The organism is Corynebacterium sp. UMB8791 (assembly GCF_054166365.1).
Window position 1 is genome coordinate 1 of record NZ_JBSZCG010000109.1, and the last position, 18,342, is coordinate 18,342.

The window sequence follows — 18,342 nt, forward strand, 5'->3', positions numbered from 1 at the left end:
GTGGCTCACCCTCAGGACAAAGCTCCACAGGTATATAACGGCGTTTCTGAAGCTGACGTCCCTTCCGCCCGCTTCGGGTGGAGCGCGTTCAAGCCGCGCACGATTCAACTCGCAGGGTGGATCTCGGTGATCTTCTTGCTCGCGTACAACTTCGGTAACCACCACGGCCACGTAGAAACGATTTGGCTGCTCGCATTTGCAGTTTTGATTGCAGTTGCACTGATTTTCCACGGACTGCAGCCGAAGCTCAGCCAGGTGCGCACGGTCACCTCCCACAACAAGCCTGCTGGCCACAAGGAGCCGGACTGGATTTACGCACAGCAGACGATGACCGGCCCATACGCCGAGCTCGATGAGCGCGAGCTGCGCGCCCTCAACATCGATCCGGCGCGTCTCAATACACTGCGCGGTGCACAGCAGCAGAGCATTCACTAGTTTCACGCTTTACACCGAATAGCAATAAACGGCGCCACCCCACTCACAGGTTGAGGGTGGCGCCGTTTTCGCGCACCTAAACTCGGCGCAACGTCACTCGCCTTCCGCCGCAAGCTGACCGCATGCCGCAGCGATCTCCTGACCCTTCGTGTCACGGACAGTGCACGTCACACCCTGCGCAATCACACGACGAACAAACTCATCCTGGCGCGCCTTCGGGGACGCGTCCCACTTCGAGCCCGGAGTTGGGTTCAGTGGAATAAGGTTGACGTGTACCAGCGGCCCCAACGCCTGATGCAGCTTCCTGCCGAGCATGTCGGCGCGGAAATCGTGATCGTTGATGTCACGAATCAACGCGTACTCAATCGATACGCGGCGCCCTGTTGTATCCGCGTAGTAGCGGGCTGCATCCAGCACATCCTGCACGGAAAACCTGTTGTTCATCGGCACCAGTGTGTCGCGCAGCTCGTCATCAGGGGTGTGCAAGGAAACCGCGAGCGTGCAGGAGAGGCCTTCGTCGGCAAGCATTCGAATCTGCGGCGCGAGACCAACCGTTGACACAGTGACGTTGCGCTGAGAAATCCCGAATCCCTGCGGCGCTGGACTCGTGATCTGGCGTACTGCGCTGACCACGCGCTTGTAGTTCGCCAGCGGCTCTCCCATCCCCATAAAGACGATGTTGGAAAGACGGGAGCCTTCCTCCTGCATCATGGCTGCTGCAGCTCGCACCTGATCGACGATCTCCGCAGTTGACAGGTTTCTATCGAGACCGCCCTGACCGGTCGCACAGAACGGACAAGCCATTCCGCAACCCGCCTGTGAGGAGATACACAGAGTCGCACGGTCCTTGTACCGCATCAGCACAGACTCCAGGAGAATGCCGTCATGCAGCCGCCACAACGTCTTGGTGGTGTCCCCCTCATCGGTCTCTACCCGACGTACTGGAGTCAGCAACGTCGGAAAAAGAGCCTCTTTTACCTTCTCGCGCTGTGCGGCAGGCAGATCCGTCATCGTGAGGGGATCTGCTTCAAACTTGCCGTAGTAGTGGCGCGCAATCTGGTCCGCACGGAACTTCGGCAGACCAAGGGACTTCAGGGCCTCGATGCGCTCTTCGCTCGACAAATCAGCGAAGTGCTTCGGCGGCATACCAAACTTTGGGGTCAGAAGTGGCAGTGTTGGGGTCTCAGTCATAATTGCCCCATCTTTGCACGTTAGAACGGATTCATCAATGCGGAAGCGCTGAGCAGAATGTACGTTGCGCACGCTGCTGGCAACATACCGTCTAAGCGATCCATGATTCCGCCGTGTCCAGGCAGTATCTGGGACATATCCTTGATACCGAGTTCACGCTTGAATTGGCTTTCGACGAGATCACCCATAGTGGCGCACATAACCAGTGCGGCACCCAAAAGGATCCCCATCCACCACGGGCCCTTGATCAGTAGCGTGACCACCGCGACGCCTGCAATGATCCCGAATATCATCGAGCCCGCAAATCCTTCCCAGGACTTCTTCGGGCTTACAGCCGGCGCCATCGGGTGCGCACCAAACATCACGCCTGCAGCGTACCCCCCAACGTCAGACGCCACCACGCAGCACATGAACGCGACAATAAACGCTGAACCACTGACGGAGCCTTCGTCGATAAGTGAAACCATCGCAGCGAAGCTTCCAAACAGTGGAATCCACGCCAGGACGAACACTCCCACGGCGGTGTCGCGGAGATAGTTGGTCGGCGTTTGGTGCCTGCCGTGGTCGAACAGCCGCCAAAACATCAGGAACAGCACTGTGAACGCGAAAGCGCCAACTACGCCAGCGGTTTTGTAGGCAGCGGAGGACCACACCATGATCTGACCGAGGATGATCAGCAGTGTGCGCGGCTGCTGGTAGCCCGCTTCCCGCAGACGGGTAAGCACCTCCCACATCCCACCTGCTACAGCGATGGCAACAAGCGGATACCAGGCCATAGGGCCAACCCACACAGCAGCGATCACCACAGCACCGAGGATGACCCCGGTCGTGATGGCGGCTGGCAGGTCGCGACCCGCATCATTTTTCGGCTTGGGCGGCGCGATGCGGGGCCAGCCCGATGGTCCTGACTGATCTGTCGAGTGTTTCACGTAGCGGTGCTTTCTATTCATCGAAAGGTCTGCTTAGACCTCCATCAGCTCGGCTTCCTTGCGCTGAACTAGCTCATCGATCTGTGCCACGTAGCCCTGGGTGGTCTTGTCCAGTGCCTTTTCTGCGGTCTGCACTTCGTCCTCGCCGGCGTCGCCGTCCTTCTGGATCTTCTTCAGTGCTTCCATACCGTGGCGGCGGACGTTACGGATAGCGATCTTGCCGTCCTCACCTTTCTGCTTGGCCTGCTTGACCAGGTCACGGCGACGATCTTCCGTCAGCTGTGGGATCGTGACGCGAATGACTTGCCCGTCATCGGTCGGGTTGACGCCGAGATCAGAGTTGCGGATGGCAGTCTCAATTTCCTTGAGCGTTGACATGTCGTACGGCTTGATCAGCAGCATGCGTGGCTCCGGAACAGAGATCGTCGCCATCTGATTGATCGGGGTTGGTGCACCGTAAAAATCAGCCATGACGCCATTAAACATGGCAGGGTTAGCGCGACCAGTCCGAATCGTTACGAGGTCATCGCGGGTGAAATCGACAGAAGCGCTCATACGCTCTTCGGCATCAAGCAACACGTCATCAATCATTTTTACTCCACTTCTTCTGTACAAAGCGTTCGGGACAAATAAGTCGCACACCAATCTACCAGCGTTTCACTCCCAGCCGTGTCGTGGCTTGACGGGGAACGGCAGAATTCAAGGCAAGTTACGCCTAGACTGTCCCCATGCTTTACTCCCCCGCCAGTGCCGCGATGGTCTATACACACCCGACTCCATTGCGCACTGCTGAGGGCCGACTTTCATCATGGCAAATCCCCATCAAAGACGGAACGGATGTCGCTGGAATGCCCACCACGCACGGCAACCCGTCACGCAGCGTCATCGCGGAAGAGCACAGCCCAATCGTCGCAGCACTGCTTGAGTCTGGGGCAGCCATCCCTGGAAAGTCACTGACAGCCGAGCTTGGGGCGACGTGCTACGCCGAAGAAGCCCACTCTCCACTTTTAGAGTCCCCCATGTTCCCTGGGTGCACGCCCGGCGGTTCTTCGGCAGGCGCCGGAGTGCTCGTGGGCAGTGGGCTATACCGTGCTGCACACGGCACGGACGCTGGAGGGTCCTTGCGAGTCCCGGCTGCAGCCTGCGGTGCCGTTGGCTACAAGCCGGGAACACGCGCGGCAGTCGCGAATGGTTTTATCACGCGCAACGTCGCAGACCAGTTTGAGTTGTACGGACATCACCCCACCGCGGTACGCAAACTGCGCATCGGAGTACTTATCGACGGCCTCTTCGCCAACACCACTGTTTCAACGAGCCGCGGTGATGCCCTTGAGGCCGCTGCACGTGAGCTCGGGAAACACCATGATGTAGTGTCTCTTCGCCCCTATGCGGATGCACAATCAACGTTTGAGCACTTCAGACACCGCATCACGAGCAGCTTCCGCAACGTAGAGCCACTCGACAATCACTACCTCGCATGGATGCACGCACAAGGTTGCGCAGTAACTCCAGAAGAACTATTTTCAGCGAATGACCACTTCGCGCACCTACTAAGACACGTACAGCACGAGTGGGACGTGGATATCGTGCTCACCCCCACGATTGCGTTTGATCCCCCACCGATTGGCTACTTCTCTTCCCTCGCCCCGGATGAGAGCTTTTACCAACAAACAGTGTGGACGCCCTGGTGCACGCTGTTCAATGTGATGGGCAGCCCCGCTGTCGCAGTCGGGGCGCTCCACCTTGGGTCAGTCACAGTTGGCGGACGCGCGCTACTTTCGGTAGCGCGCACCGTCGAACATTTTGGGCTGCCCGATTAATTCTTAGGAAACAAGGGTACCGATCTGCTCGCCGGATACCGCGCGGGCAATGTTGCCTTCCTTGAGCAGGTTGAACACCAGGATCGGCATGTTGTTGTCCATACACAGCGAAAACGCGGTGGCATCGGCAACCTTGAGTTCCTTTTCGAGCACCTCGCGGGGAGAAACCTCGCTGTAGAGCTGTGCGTCTGGGTTGGTTCGAGGGTCGTCGTCATAGACTCCGTCAACCCCCTTCGCCATCAGGAGCACCTCGCAACCAATTTCCAGGGCGCGTTGCGCGGCCGTGGTATCCGTAGAGAAGTACGGCATGCCCATGCCAGCACCGAAGATGACGACACGCCCCTTCTCCAGGTGACGCACTGCACGAAGCGGCAAATACGGCTCAGCGATCTGCGCCATATTGATGGAAGTCTGAACGCGGCAGTCGACGCCCTTCTGCTGCAGGAAGTCCTGGAGCGCCAGGCAGTTCATCACCGTGCCGAGCATGCCCATGTAGTCGGAGCGTGCACGGTCAAGGCCACGCTTTTGCAGCTCTGCACCACGGAAGAAGTTGCCGCCGCCAATTACTACCGCTACTTCGGTTCCGGACTGGGCGACTTCGGCAATCTGTGCAGCGACGCTTTCGACGACGTCCGGATCGATACCAACCTTTCCACCGCCGAACATTTCACCGCCCAGCTTGAGCATGACGCGTTTGAATCCTGTGCGGGTAGACGCAAGTTCTGACACTGTGAGGACACTCCTTGAGAGTTGGCCAATTCGAGCCGTAGAGGACAATTCTGTTCTCGACCGATCTTAGCGATCTCAGTCCGGTTTGTAGCAACCGGGCATAAAGAAACCGCCGGCGGAGGGTAACCCCTCAACGCCGACGGTAAAAAGCATCAGGCTTATGCCTGGCCAACCTCGAAGCGAACGAAGTCAGTGACCTCAATGCCGCTCTCCTCCGTGAACTGCTTCACGGTCTTCTTGGAGTCAGCAAGCGACGGCTGGTCCAGAAGAACAACGTCCTTGAAGAAGCCGCCCATGCGGCCCTGGACGATCTTTTCGATAGCTGCCTCAGGCTTACCCTCGTTGCGGGTGATCTCTTCCTGAACAGCGCGCTCCTTCTCGACGACCTCTGCCGGAATGTCCTCTTCCTTGAGGTAGCGAGCCTTCATCGCGGCGATCTGCAGCGCAACCTGGTGTGCAGCCTCAGCGTTGTCGCCCTTGTAAGCAACCAAAACGCCGACAGCTGGTGGCAGGTCAGCGGAACGCTGGTGCAGGTACTTCGCCAGCTGCTCACCCTCGATGGTGGCAGCACGGCGCAGCTCCAGCTTCTCGCCAATCTTTGCGGAGAGGCGCTCAAGAACGTCGTGTGCGGTCTCGCCGTCGACATCAGCGTTTGCCAGCTCCTCCTGGCTGTTTGCCTTCGCTGCTGCAGCAGCATCAGCAATCTTGCCAGCGATGGTCTTGAACTCGTCGTTCTTAGCAACGAAGTCCGTCTCCGAGTTGATCTCGACGATAGTGTTGCCGGAGACAGCGACGAGGCCCTCGAGAGCATTGCGCTCTGCGCGCTTGCCCACGTCCTTTGCGCCCTTGATGCGGAGCAGCTCGACAGCCTTCTCGAAGTCGCCGCCGGTTTCCTCCAGCGCCTTCTTGCAGTCGAGCATGCCGGAGCCGGTGGTTTCGCGCAGCTTCTTTACGTCAGCAGCAGTGTAGTTCGCCATATTCGGGCGATCCTCCTCATACAGTAGTGGATAAATACGTCGTAAAATTATGCTTCAAGCAAAACACCCCACGCCCAATTCGCGCCCATAATCCAGGACGTGAACAGGACGCGGGGTGTCACACTCGCTTATGCAGGATACACGTTTCGCGCGTCCTGCGAGCGGAGTTACTTAGCCTGCTGAGCTTGCTCTGCAGCGCGAACAGCGTGTGGCTGCTCGACTGGTGCAACCTCCTGTGGCGCAGCAGCTTCAGCCTCAGCGGCTGCCTTCGCAGCGTCTGCAGCGGAAACCTCAGCGGATGCGGCTGCCTGAGCAGCGGCCTCTGCAACCTCTGCCTGGTGCTTAGCGTCGGTGTCGCCTGCAGCCTCACGTGCGGAAGCCAGCTGACGCTCTTCGCGCTGCCGCTTACCAGCGATGACTGCCTCGCCGATGATGTGGGTCAGGATCTTGACCGCGCCGATGGCGTCGTCGTTACCCGGGATTGGGAAGTTGACGTCGTCCGGATCACAGTTGGTGTCAAGAACAGCAACAACCGGGATACGCAGCTTCTCTGCCTCGTTGACCGCGATGTGCTCCTTGTTCGTGTCAACAACCCACAGAGCAGAAGGTGCCTTGGTCATGTCAGCGATGCCACCGAGGACACGCTCGAGCTTCTGGCGCTCGCGGGTCAGCATCAGAACTTCCTTCTTGCCGCGACCTGCGTAGCCGTTCTCAGCAGCGTCCATAGCCTGGAGCTCCTTCATACGGGCGATACGCTTGGAAACGGTCTGGAAGTTAGTGAGCATGCCACCGAGCCAGCGGTGCGTTACGTATGGCATACCAACGCGCTGAGCCTCTTCCTGAATAGGCTCCTGCGCCTGCTTCTTCGTACCAACAAACAGGATCGTGCCGCCGTGTGCAACGGTCTCCTTGACGAACTCGAAAGCCTCGTCAATGTAGGTCAGCGTCTGCTGCAAGTCGATGATGTAAATGCCGTTGCGGTCGGTGAAGATGAAGCGACGCATCTTCGGGTTCCAACGACGCGTCTGGTGGCCAAAGTGGACACCTGCGTCGAGGAGTTCGCGCATGGTTACAACTGCCATGGGAATTTCTCCTTTGGAGTAATCTCGTTCGGTTAATGTTCATGTACTGCAAGGGTTTTTATCCCTCGCCCTAGCACCGCACCCGCTCAACACCCTCATACTGTGGGACCAACGCTGAGCTGGCGTTATTCGGCGCGCGTAGTCAACTTCGAAAAGTTGCCTTGCCAAGCATAGTCGACTATCCCTCGATTACCTAATTTGACCTGCACAAACCCTGAGCTTTATCCACAGGCCAGTTTTTCTCCACAGGCTGCATGCCCACAGCCTTGTCCACTACCGCGGTTTCAGGGCTCAATGGCAACATGCACATGTTCACACGCTTACTCGCGGCCATTACTCCCCTACTTTGCACGTGGTGCTTGGCGCCTCAGGCTCTTGCGTACGTCGACCCCACCACGGGGCTGCCCTACGCAACCCGGATTACACGGCCCGCAGAGATCCCGGAGAAGAAGTGGATGCCGGGGCATCGCGGGGTTGATCTTGCGCTACGCGTCGGAGCCACTGTTCTAGCAGCAGACAACGGGACAGTCGCTTTCGTGGGCAAGGTAGCAGGCACACCCATTATCAGTATTGATCACCCAGATGGCATCCGTACGACGTACCAGCCTGTGCACGCGCGTGTGCGGCAAGGCGACGAAGTTAAACTCGGCGATGCGATTGGGACGCTGGCACGTCCGACGGGGCCGCAGGCACATCTCCAGGACGGGCTGCACTGGGGCGCACTCATTGCGAAAGACACCTACATCAATCCGCTTTCCCTCTTATCGACGCCCACCATTCGGTTGAAGCCAACCCGTTAAAGGCTCATGCCCTGGGGTGCGCTTGGTTGTAAATCTGCGTGAGCCGCTGTGAGGAGACGTGCGTGTATATCTGCGTGGTCTGCAGGCTAGAGTGCCCGAGCATTTCCTGCACCATTCGTAGGTCAGCGCCGCCTTCAAGCATTTGCGTGGCCGCTGTGTGTCGCAACGAGTGTGGCGTGATACTCGCCTGCCCCGCTTGCAGCCCGGCGCGCTCGACGATTCGGCGAACTTGGCGTTGGTCGATGCGCTTTCCCTGGGTGCCGACGAACAGCGGTTCGGCCCCCGCGTTAGCGCTATTGGCGAGGGCTGGCCGGGCGTCGTGAAGCCATGTGATGAGTGCCTCGTATGCGTTGTTTCCGAAGGGAACGATGCGTTGTTTGTTGCCTTTGCCTGTGACTTTTGCGGTGTTGGTATGGAAGTCGAGGTCGTCGATGTTGAGGGCGACGAGTTCGCCGACGCGGATTGCGCTGGCGTAGAGCAGTTCGAGGATGGCGGTGTCGCGGATGTCTTCTGGTGTGTCGCCGTGGGGGCGGATGAGTTCCTCGGTAGCGGGGGCGCTGAGCACGGTGGGTAGTTTGCGCTGTTCTTTCGGGGTGCGCAGGCGGGCTGCTTCGTCCTTTGCGATGTAGCCGTGTTGATAAGCCCAGGTGGAGAAGGCGCGCGCAGATGCGGTGCGGCGCGAGATGGTGGAGCGGGCTTTGCCGGCTTGGACTGCGTCGGCGAGCCAGTGGCGTAGAGCGTCGATGGTGAATGTGTTGAGATCTGGTGTGTACGGCGCGAGTGTGGTGAGATCCGATTTGTAGCTCTTGCAGGTCGCCGCGGCGCGGTTTTTGACGTGTTGGCAGTAGTCGATGAAGTCGTCCACCGCGGTGAGAAACTGGGTGGACGACTGATCGTGGCTGCTACTCATGTCCCGTATTGTATCGGTACCTTAGGGTTTGGCTGTGTCGCTTCGTCGCCACAGTTGGCCTTCCCGCTGGATCAGTCCCTTTCCTTGCAGCTCAATGAGCGTGTTGATGGTGACTTGGAGGGATAGCGCGGCGGCACCTGCAATCTCCTCCGCTACAAGCCCGTCGCGATGATGTTTTGGCGCGGCATCGTAGATGCGCATCTCGGTGCGGGTCAGGAGTTGTAGGGGCGAAGCTACATTGTTGTCCGCAAGTTCTTGTTCTGCATCCAGTCCGTTCTCGAGGCGGATCGCCTCGTGGACGTAGGTCGCGTTGAGCACCATCGTGGCCTCCCCCTTATAGATGGCGAGGTTGGTGCCGACAGATCCGGCGGTGGTTATCGGCCCTGGTACTGCGAGCGTCCCGCGTTGGTAGTACTGCGCCCAGCGCAACGTGCTGAGCGCCCCGGAGCGGTAGGCGGCTTCTATTACTAGCGTGGCCTGTGTGAGCCCAGCGACGAGTCGGTTTCGGGTGAGGAAGCGGTGTCGCTCAGGGGCCATGCCAGGGCTGTATTCGGTGATGATCGCTCCCCCTGCCGCCACGATGCGATCGAATAGCTGTTTGTGGCGCCTCGGGTAGGTGACACCCGGCCCGCATGCGGCGAACACCACAGTTGGCAGTCCCGCCTCGAGGGCCGCATCGTGGGCTGCCGCATCAATACCGAGTGCACCGCCGGAGACGATGGTGTATCCCCAGCGCTTCAGTCCATGCACGATGTCAAGGGTGGCTGAATGCCCATATGCGCTCAGCGCTCGTGTGCCGACGATCGCGATCGAGTTTTCCAATAGCTCCGGCAGGTTGGTATTGCCTCGAACCCAGAGGGCGTGTGGCGGAACCCCGTCTGCACGTATCGGAGCACCTTCGCCATCCCGACTCATCTTTGCGCCGAGATTGAAGGAGTCATAAATCCGTTCGCGCGGCCACTCGGGCGATTCCGGTGTAATGAGCGAGTAGCCATACTCCGCCGCGGTAGCGATGTCTTCTGCTGGCTGGTCCCAGGTGTACCTCGCATCGGTGTCGGCGGCGAGGTCACCGAGCCAGGGCGCTCGTGTGCGCACGCCTTCGGCGATTTCGTCAGCGGTATAGCCTTCGTTTCGCAGTGCCCATAGCGCCGTCGACGGACCCTCGATGACACGGTTGAGGTAGGCCCATGATTCAAGCGCGCTCATGCCGATACCTCCTCACGTGCTGAAAGCAAGGTCTGGTCGTCTCGAAGATCGACGGCCTCAGCGACGTGCCCGAGGTGTGGGCACTGTGCGCCAGTGAGATCCGCCAAGGTCCACGACAATTTCAGGATGCGGTCGATACCGCGCTGGCTGACCTCCCCGCGCGCAAGCATCGAGGAGAGGAACATCATCGCGGAATCTTCCGCCGGGAAGTATCGACGCAGCCACGGCCCCGGCACGCGCGCATTCGTCAACGCCCCGTTCGTGTGTTCCTCGCACGTCCGCCACCGATGTGCCGCACGGTCCCGTGCCTCTGCCACACGCTGGGCGATGGCCGTGGAAGACTCTGCCCCGTTTGGGTTCAGCACGGCGTTATCCAACGAGGTCCTGCAGACAATGTCCAGGCGGTCCCTCAGCGGACCCGAAATACTTCGCGCATACCGCGCACGCTGCGCCCCGGAGCACCGACAGCGGTTCGCTGGTTTTCCACACGGGCATGGATTCATCGCGAGGATGAGCTGGAAGTCGGCTGGAAAGATGACGTCGCGGTTGCTGCGTCGCAGGCGCACCTCGCCTTTCTCCAGGGGAATGCGCAACGCATCGAGGGTAGCGGACGCGATCTCAGATGCTTCGTCGAGAAACAGCACACCGTTATGGGCTTGGCTGACCGCGCCGGGGCGAGGAATCCCGCTGCCTCCCCCGATGAGTTGTGCCTTGGACAGCGACGGGTCCGGCGCGATGAACGGGCGGTGCGCAATCAGCTCTCCCCCGGCGATCCCGGCAGCTGCGTGAATCGCTGTGGACGTGACCATTTCTTCGACGTCCATTGCGGGGAGGATGGATGGGAGACGCTCTGCAAGCATGGACTTGCCTGAGCCGGGTGGTCCGATCATTAGCATGTGATGCGCACCGGCCGCGGCGACTTCCATAATCCTTCGCTCGGGGCCTTGCCCTGCGATGTCTGCGAAGTCCGGCTGTCGTCCTTGCTCGATGCTAGGCGCACCCGCGGAAGCCACTTCAAGCACCTCTTCCCCGACCAGCCACGCCCACACCTGCGCCAGCGAGTCCGCCAGCACGATGTCTCCGCGTGACACGAGCTGTGCCTGGTGCTCGTTCGCGCGCGGAACCACAATGCGGTCAATTCCACCCTCCTGAACAAGCAGCTCCTGGGCCGCCAGCAGCATCGGCAGCACTTCCGGTACAGGCCGCAAGCTGCCATCCAGCGCCAACTCTCCTACAAAAAATGTTCGCGATAGTGCCTGTTGAGCGCGTGGATCTAGGCTCCCCATCACCGCCAACGCAATCGGCAAGTCAAACTGCGAACCAGCCTTCGGCAGGTGCGCCGGCGACAGCGACACCATCGCCTTCGTCTTCGGCCACGGCAGTGAACTATTACGGCAGGCGGTACGGATTCGCTCGCGGGATTCTTTCACGGCAGCATCGGCGAGCCCAACAATATGCATTCCTGGTAACCCCGGCCCGACGTTGGCCTCCACGCGTACGATGCGCGCCCGAATGCCCTCAACCGTGGCACTCAACGTACTAGCAAGCGGCATCTTCGACCCCCATGATGAACTCAAACTCGAAGCCGCCCTCGTGATAAATCGCCTCCACGACGTCGAACCGGACTTCGTAGAACCCCTCAGTGCTGCGCAACCACTCAGCAGCCGCGTTACGCATTGCCATCATCTTCTTCGCGTGCACCGCCTCAACCGAACCAAACCCCGGTAAACGACGAGTTTTCACCTCTACGAACACCACGGTGCCGTAAGAGTCCTGCATAATCAGGTCAATCTCGCCATGCCGTAATCGCACCCGCCTACCAAGGCACGTGTAGCCCAACGCTAAATACTCCTCCAGTACGGCATCTTCCCCTAGACGGCCAAGCTGGTACTGGTCCATGCACGGTTTCTGCATAACTTCGTTCCCTTCTTCACATCCTTGTTCGTTTGCACACACCTCCAGACGCACCAGAGGCGTAAGTGTTTAGACGCAAAAACCCCTCCCGCGGTTCCTTACAGGCAACACGCGGGAGGGGCGGAGGGGACGTCGAAACGCAGACTACGAATTAGGGAACGTGATGTCCGGCTTGTCTAGCTCCTCGATATTGACATCCTTGTACGTAATTACGCGGACGTAGCGCACAAAACGCACCGCACGGTACATGTCCCACACCCAACAATCCGACATACGGACCTCGTAGTACACATCGTTGCCGTCTTTGTGCGGGATCAACTCGACAGCATTCGCAAGGTAGAAACGACGCTCCGTCTCCACAACAAACGAGAACTGGCTCGCGACGTCTCGATACTCGCGATACAGCGACAGCTCGACGTCAGCCTCGTAATTGTCCAGATCCTCAGCACTCATGCGGTGCCCCCTTCGTAAATCTCAACGGCAGTTCTCACGTTGGCATAACTATAACGATGTTGCGGCGTCGCCCCGTGGCGGCGCACCGCATCCATGTGTGCCTTCGTGCCATACCCCTTGTGGCGCTCCAACCCATACCCCGGGTACTGCTCCGCGTAGCCATCGAGGAGATGGTCGCGGCTCACTTTGGCTAGCACACTGGCGGCGGCGATGCACCGGGCACTCGCGTCACCGCCGATAATCGGCAGTTGTGGTACGGGCAAACCCGCGATATGGAAGGCGTCGACAAGCGCGTACCGCGCCTCCGTCTCTAGCTGCGCAACTGCGCGCCGGGCCCCGTCAATGTTGGCATGCTGCACTCCGCGGTGATCAATCTCGCTGGCGGGCACGTGCACGATGGAGTATGCGAGCGCGTGCTGGCAGATGATGTCAAAGAGTGCTTCTCGACGCTTCGCCGTCAACTGCTTGGAATCCGTCAACCCCTCAAGTTGCCGTATCGGCTGCGGTGGTAGCACGCACGCGGCGACTGTCAGTGGCCCGAAGCAGGCGCCCCGGCCGGCCTCGTCAACCCCGACGACTGGTCCGAGCCCTGCTTTTTCGAGCGCCACCTCGTACGTCCGAAGCTGCTTCAAACGACGCACCACAGCTCACACACCAAGCGTAGGGCTACTGCTGGATCGCCGGGTCGTCGACGCCACCAAAACGCTGGAGTGGGAACACAATCGCAAGAACTTTTCCGCGAAGGTTCTCCTCCGGGATCGTGCCCTGGTACTCATCACCAAGGTGGTAGCGCGAATCAGCGGAATTCGTGCGGTTATCACCCATCATGAAGTAGTTCCCATCAGGGACAGTTACCGGGCCGAAATAATTACCACCGCAAGCGTCGGACCCAGTCTGAGGATCCACCGGGTAGTAGTTCGGCTGCAGCGTGTACGACTGGTCGATCGGCTTTCCATCCACCATCACCGCCGGATCCCCCTCCTGGCAGGACACCGTCTGGCCACCCTTCGCGATGATGCGCTTGACCAACGTGTTCTCATCCTTCGGCACCAGCCCCACCCAGGAGGACACCTCCTGCAGACCGGCAATGGCCGGATTGTCGGAGCGGTTAGTGACGAAGCCGGTATTCCACGAGTCAGTCCCCTTAAACACGACGACGTCACCCGGCTCCGGATCAGAGAAGTAGTAGGACACCTTCTCCACGAAGATGCGATCACCCTTGCCGTCCTGCCCATGCAACGTCGGCTCCATCGACGCAGAAGGAATCACGTAGAGGCGGCCAATGAATGTCTGAATAATGAAGATGAACACCAAGGTGAGTACAACGACCATCGGGATTTCGATGTACCACGGCATGGATTTTTCTTCAGATGCGCTCTTTTCGTTCACCCGCAACACTCTAGCAGCGCAACAAAACACCCCGCACCTTACGAAGCGTAAGTGTGCGGGGTGCTGCGCAAGAAGCGGGTATGCGCTTAGCGGCGCTCCTTGATACGGGCAGCCTTGCCGCGCAGGTCGCGCATGTAGTACAGCTTCGCGCGACGTACGTCACCCTTGCGGACGACCTCAATCTTCTCCAGGTTCGGGGAATGTACCGGGAAGGTACGCTCAACACCGATACCGAAGGAAACCTTGCGGACCGTGAACGTCTCACGGATGCCGTCACCCTGACGACGAACGACGAAGCCAGTGAAGACCTGGGTACGGGTGACCGAACCCTCGATAACCTTGACGTGTACGTCGAGGGTATCGCCCGGACGGAAGTCAGGGATATCGTCGCGCAGCTGGCCTGCGTCTACAAGATCAATAATGCCGTTGCTCATTGAAGCAATCCTTTTCGTTTCTGGACAGAGGACCCTAGCGGCTTTTTCCACAGGTGGACGCTCGGCTGGTTCATGTCGCTTACAATAACCCGCACGATTTTACATGCGAGCACGTCACTTCCCAAATCCGGCACGCTTGAGTGCATCCGCCATCGAACCGCCCTGCGGCGCACCTCCAGCGCGACCTCGCTGGCGCTTCCCACCCTGACGGCTCGGCTTCTGCTGCGGCTTCTTCCCGTGTGAAGACTCACGCTTCTGTTCGCTCCCCGGCTCATCATCCAGGCGCAGCGTGAGGCTAATTCGCTGGCGCTGCACGTCCACCTCGAGGACCTTCACCTTCACCACTTCACCCGAGCGCACGACCTCGTGCGGGTCCTTCACAAAAGAATGGCTCATCGCAGACACGTGCACGAGGCCATCCTGGTGCACGCCGACGTCCACAAACGCGCCGAACGCGGCGACGTTGGTGACCGTCCCTTCCAGAATCATGCCCGGCTGGAGGTCAGACACCTTGTGTACGCCTTCTTTAAAAGTGGCCGTCTTAAACTCCGGACGCGGATCCCGGCCCGGCTTTTCCAACTCGGCAAAGATATCCGTGATGGTTGGGACGCCGAAGGTGTCGTCGGCAAAGTCCTGCGGACGAAGACCCGACAGCACTCTGCTGTTACCAACGAGTGCCGCAGTGTCCACCCCAGATTGCTGAGCGATGCGCTCCACAACGGGGTAGGCCTCCGGGTGCACAGCGGAGCCATCAAGCGGATTCTCTCCACCTTGGATGCGTAGGAAGCCGGCCGACTGCTCGAAGGCCTTCGGCCCAAGTCGCGGCACCTTCTTCAGCTCCTTGCGCGAAGCAAACACACCATGTTCATCGCGGTAGGCAACGATGTTCTTTGCGATCGTCGGCGTCACGCCAGCGACTCGTTCCAGCAGCGGTACCGACGCCGTATTGACGTCCACCCCGACTGAGTTCACCGCGTCCTCCACCACGGCGTCCAACGACTGCGCGAGCGCCGCCTGATTCACATCGTGCTGGTACTGCCCCACGCCAATTGACTTCGGGTCGACCTTGACCAGCTCCGCAAGCGGGTCCTGGAGGCGCCGCCCAATCGAGACCGCGGAACGCAGTGACACATCCATGTCCGGAAACTCCTGAGCCGCGATTTCCGAAGCCGAGTACACCGACGCACCCGATTCCGACACCACCACCGGAACAGGCCTGCGCCCGCCCGCTGCTGCGATCATGTCCGCGACCTCTCGTGCAAGCTTCTCCGTCTCCCGCGACGCCGTGCCGTTACCAATCGCGATGAGCTCCACGCCGTGTTCCGCCACAGTGTTCGCGAGCACCTGCACCGCCTGCTGCCATTGGTTCTGCGGCTGGTGTGGGTAGACGATCGCGGTTGCGAGCACCTTCCCCGTGCCATCTACGGTCGCTGTTTTTACGCCGTTCCTGTAACCCGGATCCAGCGCCAGGGTCGCGCGTTGACCGGCAGGAGCGGCCAGCAGCACATCGCGAAGATTCGTACTGAAGACGTCCAGAGCCGCCTCATCCGCGCGCTCCTTCAGACGCATCCGTGTATCCAAATTAGAAGAGACCTGCAGCTTTGTCTTCCATGCCCACCGCACGGCCTTCGCCAACCACGGGCTCTTTTCACAGTTAAGGTCGAAACGGTTCGCGATCATCCCCTCGTACGCCGCGTCATCTCCGGCGTCCAAATCCAGCGAAAGCACGCCTTCCTGCTCGCCTCGCAGCAGCGCTAAAATGCGGTGCGACGGCAACGAGGCGAATGGCTCGCTGAAGTCGAAATAGTCTCGGAACTTCGCACCCTCGTTCTCCTTGCCTTCGACGACGCTCGAACGCATCGTTCCGGACTCGTACACCTTGTCGCGGACCTCGCCGACGAGATCCGCATCGGTGGCGATCCTGTCAACCAAGATCGCGCGGGCACCGTCCAGCACCGCTTTCGTGTCGGCGAACCCTTCACAGATATAGCGTGTCGCCTCTGTCTCGGCGTCGGCCGAAGGGGCGTCAATAAGCGAGTCAACGAGCGGCTCGAGACCGGCCTCACGCGCGATATCCGCCTTGGTCTTCCTGCGCTTCTTATACGGCAGGTAGAGATCCTCGACCCACATGCAGTGGCTTGCCCCCGCTATTTGGGTGGCGTTCACCATCCTGGTTGTCGCGGGAAGCCTCGTCTTGATGGTGCGGTTGACGTCCTCGAAGAAGATCGAACCCGATGCGGAGGAGATGGACCGCGCTGATGACGAGTTTCTCGTGGGCATGTACAACGACCCGAACGATCCGATGGCCGCAATATCGATTTCGTCTCGCCCGACTCGCATCATCATCAACCGTGGGCAGCGGCTGGGCAAGCAGTATTTAATGCGGATGGTGGTCTCGATCGTGGTGTACACGCTCTTCACCGTGCTGGTGGCCATGCTATGAAAAAGGTGTTTGGGCTCCTCGCTGCGATTGTGCTGCTCGCTGTCGGCAGCTGGGTCTGGCAGCAAGTCGATGCCCCGGAAGTACGCGTAGCGAGCGTCGTCGATGGCGACACAATCGTTGTCGACGGCCCCGCTGGGCAAGAGCGCGTTCGACTGCTCGGGATTGACACTCCGGAGCGCGGCGAGTGTTTAGCTGACGACGCCACCCGGCGTCTCGAGGAGCTCCTCCCCGAAGGCACGGGCGTACGCCTCGAATACGACCAGGAGCGCACCGACCGCTACGGGCGCACACTTGCCGGAGTGTTTCGCGACGGCCAATTCGTCAACGCCGTGATGGTGTCCGAGGGGCTTGCCCGCGTCGTCGAGTACGCGCCGAACACGAAGTTCACGCAGCGCCTCGAGGCAGAGGCCGCACCTGCGGTGCGCGATTCCCTCGGCATCTACGGTCTTGGGCCTGAGTGCTGGTTTACCGAACCCACGCAACAGGTCACCTTCGAGATGCTCACCACCGGCATCGAGGAGCTCGAGCGCTCCCCCGGTGACCGCGGGCTTGTCGGCCGCTGCCAGCACTACGTCGACGCACTGCGCGATAGCGTGAAACGTACTCGAAACTTCACGTTCCGCGAGCCCGCCATGGAGTACCTCGACGAACAGCAACGCCTTATCGACGAGCTGTCAAAACCGTAAACTTCGAGTTCCTCGCCACCTGCTCCACCTGTGCAAAACGCTTCGTGACCTGGGCACGGTATGGCAGGTGCGAGTTGAACACTATGAAGAGCTGACCGCCCGGTTTCAATAGGCGATGCGATGCGTCCAGCAGATGCTCCACCAGCGTCGTATCCACGGTCGTGCCCGCGTGAAAGGGCGGGTTGAGCGCCACGGTGTCGAAGGAGGCGTCGGCAAACTTGCTTCCGGCATCATCCCAGGTCGCGTCAATACCGATCGCGCGGGCAGAAAGCACCGCGTCCGCATCGGCATCCGTGGCACACACCTCCCCCTCAAGCCCCTTCGAAACAGCCCCATTGCCGCAACCGAGGTCCAATAGCGCGCCGGGGGCGTCCGGAAGACACGACCGCAGCAGCTGCCCGCCGTAGTCCGCCCGCGCCCCCGCGAAGACGCCTCCGATGGCAACGAACCCGTTTTCTTCTACCGGCGTGTAGGACACAGGCTTTGGGCCACGCGCCGCGAGGCAGCGGAATTTACCTCTACCCCGCGTGGCGTGCACCTCAACGAAGGACTGCTCCAACACGCTGTTCATGGTCCGACTCAGGTGCTTGTTGTTCGCCCCCAACACGACGTCCGCCTGCGTAAACCCTGCGCCCGCGATACTGCGCGCGAGGTAGTCAAGGCGCGCGAGCGACTTCGGCATCTCTCCCAACGCAACGCACGAACCGGACAACCCCGCCAGGTACTCATCGAGGCGCTGATCACCGACGACCTCTGCGCCCAACGCTGCTGCTTGCTGGCAGCGGGAGTAGTCCGTGTCCGCGACGATGACGCGCTTCCCGCTTTCCACACCGGCATGCACAAGCGCCCCGGTCGGGTCGTTGCACACGATGCGCATGTCGGCTGACTCGAACCCCTCGAGTTCACTCGCCTGCTCCCAGATGAGCCGGTCAAGCGCGCGCACG

Annotated in this window: 21 protein-coding genes; 5 read left to right on the plus strand and 16 right to left on the minus strand. The window is 60.1% G+C overall.

The window, feature by feature from the left end; genetic code table 11:
• Positions 1-435, plus strand: a complete 435-nt coding sequence (locus ACXIUA_RS04775; RefSeq protein ID WP_457976261.1) for a DUF2631 domain-containing protein — start codon at positions 1-3, stop codon at positions 433-435.
• Positions 436-528: 93 nt separating this feature from the next.
• On the opposite strand, the gene rlmN is transcribed toward ACXIUA_RS04775, so the two are convergent.
• Genes rlmN through frr form a run of 3 tightly spaced genes read right to left on the minus strand, consistent with a single transcriptional unit; the run spans position 529 to position 3,146 of the window.
• Entirely contained in the window at positions 529-1,626 is a 1,098-nt protein-coding gene (gene rlmN, locus ACXIUA_RS04780; RefSeq protein ID WP_070478868.1) for a 23S rRNA (adenine(2503)-C(2))-methyltransferase RlmN, read from the minus strand.
• 20 nt (positions 1,627-1,646) lie between these two features.
• Positions 1,647-2,576, minus strand: a complete 930-nt coding sequence (locus tag ACXIUA_RS04785) for a phosphatidate cytidylyltransferase (RefSeq protein WP_083433144.1) — start codon at positions 2,574-2,576, stop codon at positions 1,647-1,649.
• Positions 2,577-2,588: 12 nt separating this feature from the next.
• Positions 2,589-3,146: a ribosome recycling factor gene (frr, locus tag ACXIUA_RS04790; RefSeq protein ID WP_070362284.1), complete on the minus strand. Its 558-nt coding sequence runs from the start codon at positions 3,144-3,146 to the stop codon at positions 2,589-2,591.
• A 137-nt stretch (positions 3,147-3,283) separates the two neighbouring features.
• Here frr and ACXIUA_RS04795 point away from each other — a divergent pair, with 137 nt between their 5' ends.
• Entirely contained in the window at positions 3,284-4,375 is a 1,092-nt protein-coding gene (locus ACXIUA_RS04795) for an amidase family protein (protein ID WP_457976262.1), read from the plus strand.
• Positions 4,376-4,378: 3 nt separating this feature from the next.
• On the opposite strand, the gene pyrH is transcribed toward ACXIUA_RS04795, so the two are convergent.
• From pyrH to rpsB, 3 genes are all read right to left on the minus strand, one after another.
• Complete coding sequence (gene pyrH, locus ACXIUA_RS04800) at positions 4,379-5,062, minus strand: UMP kinase (protein ID WP_070362283.1); 684 nt, start codon at positions 5,060-5,062, stop codon at positions 4,379-4,381.
• Between the two features lie 200 nt (positions 5,063-5,262).
• Positions 5,263-6,081 carry a translation elongation factor Ts gene (tsf, locus tag ACXIUA_RS04805; protein ID WP_070362282.1) on the minus strand — a complete coding sequence of 273 codons (819 nt, stop codon included), beginning with the start codon at positions 6,079-6,081 and terminating at the stop codon, positions 5,263-5,265.
• 167 nt (positions 6,082-6,248) lie between these two features.
• The gene (gene rpsB / locus ACXIUA_RS04810; RefSeq protein WP_256059549.1) at positions 6,249-7,163 is read right to left on the minus strand and encodes a 30S ribosomal protein S2; all 915 of its coding nucleotides are present in this window, start codon (positions 7,161-7,163) and stop codon (positions 6,249-6,251) included.
• A gap of 308 nt (positions 7,164-7,471) precedes the next feature.
• Between rpsB and ACXIUA_RS04815 the strand changes: the two genes are divergently transcribed.
• Entirely contained in the window at positions 7,472-7,963 is a 492-nt protein-coding gene (locus ACXIUA_RS04815; RefSeq protein ID WP_457976263.1) for a M23 family metallopeptidase, read from the plus strand.
• 4 nt (positions 7,964-7,967) lie between these two features.
• Here ACXIUA_RS04815 and ACXIUA_RS04820 read toward each other — a convergent pair whose 3' ends face one another.
• The 9 genes from ACXIUA_RS04820 to ACXIUA_RS04860 form a co-directional block, all read right to left on the minus strand.
• Positions 7,968-8,873, minus strand: coding sequence for a tyrosine recombinase XerC (locus ACXIUA_RS04820; protein ID WP_457976264.1), 906 nt, complete (start codon positions 8,871-8,873; stop codon positions 7,968-7,970).
• A gap of 21 nt (positions 8,874-8,894) precedes the next feature.
• Positions 8,895-10,079: a DNA-processing protein DprA gene (locus tag ACXIUA_RS04825; RefSeq protein WP_457976266.1), complete on the minus strand. Its 1,185-nt coding sequence runs from the start codon at positions 10,077-10,079 to the stop codon at positions 8,895-8,897.
• The gene (locus ACXIUA_RS04830) at positions 10,076-11,632 is read right to left on the minus strand and encodes a YifB family Mg chelatase-like AAA ATPase (protein WP_457976267.1); all 1,557 of its coding nucleotides are present in this window, start codon (positions 11,630-11,632) and stop codon (positions 10,076-10,078) included. Before ACXIUA_RS04830 ends, ACXIUA_RS04825 begins: the two co-directional genes overlap by 4 nt.
• A complete protein-coding gene (locus ACXIUA_RS04835) occupies positions 11,619-11,993 on the minus strand; it encodes a YraN family protein (RefSeq protein ID WP_256020274.1) in 375 nt (124 codons plus the stop codon). The genes ACXIUA_RS04830 and ACXIUA_RS04835 overlap by 14 nt, the downstream gene beginning before the upstream one ends.
• Before the next feature lie 144 nt (positions 11,994-12,137).
• Positions 12,138-12,446 carry a DUF2469 domain-containing protein gene (locus ACXIUA_RS04840; protein ID WP_070362276.1) on the minus strand — a complete coding sequence of 103 codons (309 nt, stop codon included), beginning with the start codon at positions 12,444-12,446 and terminating at the stop codon, positions 12,138-12,140.
• The gene (locus tag ACXIUA_RS04845; RefSeq protein WP_070363483.1) at positions 12,443-13,087 is read right to left on the minus strand and encodes a ribonuclease HII; all 645 of its coding nucleotides are present in this window, start codon (positions 13,085-13,087) and stop codon (positions 12,443-12,445) included. Before ACXIUA_RS04845 ends, ACXIUA_RS04840 begins: the two co-directional genes overlap by 4 nt.
• Before the next feature lie 25 nt (positions 13,088-13,112).
• Positions 13,113-13,802, minus strand: a complete 690-nt coding sequence (gene lepB / locus ACXIUA_RS04850) for a signal peptidase I (RefSeq protein ID WP_256000340.1) — start codon at positions 13,800-13,802, stop codon at positions 13,113-13,115.
• A gap of 119 nt (positions 13,803-13,921) precedes the next feature.
• Entirely contained in the window at positions 13,922-14,269 is a 348-nt protein-coding gene (rplS, locus tag ACXIUA_RS04855; protein ID WP_070362274.1) for a 50S ribosomal protein L19, read from the minus strand.
• Between the two features lie 114 nt (positions 14,270-14,383).
• A complete protein-coding gene (locus ACXIUA_RS04860) occupies positions 14,384-16,399 on the minus strand; it encodes a Tex family protein (protein ID WP_457976269.1) in 2,016 nt (671 codons plus the stop codon).
• Between ACXIUA_RS04860 and ACXIUA_RS04865 the strand changes: the two genes are divergently transcribed.
• The gene (locus ACXIUA_RS04865) at positions 16,398-16,712 is read left to right on the plus strand and encodes a hypothetical protein (protein WP_457976270.1); all 315 of its coding nucleotides are present in this window, start codon (positions 16,398-16,400) and stop codon (positions 16,710-16,712) included. The two genes, ACXIUA_RS04860 and ACXIUA_RS04865, sit on opposite strands and share 2 nt — an antisense overlap.
• Positions 16,709-17,398 carry a thermonuclease family protein gene (locus ACXIUA_RS04870; RefSeq protein ID WP_284804550.1) on the plus strand — a complete coding sequence of 230 codons (690 nt, stop codon included), beginning with the start codon at positions 16,709-16,711 and terminating at the stop codon, positions 17,396-17,398. Before ACXIUA_RS04865 ends, ACXIUA_RS04870 begins: the two co-directional genes overlap by 4 nt.
• On the opposite strand, the gene ACXIUA_RS04875 is transcribed toward ACXIUA_RS04870, so the two are convergent.
• The gene (locus tag ACXIUA_RS04875) at positions 17,373-18,341 is read right to left on the minus strand and encodes a class I SAM-dependent methyltransferase (protein ID WP_457976271.1); all 969 of its coding nucleotides are present in this window, start codon (positions 18,339-18,341) and stop codon (positions 17,373-17,375) included. The two genes, ACXIUA_RS04870 and ACXIUA_RS04875, sit on opposite strands and share 26 nt — an antisense overlap.
• Position 18,342 lies beyond the last annotated feature (1 nt).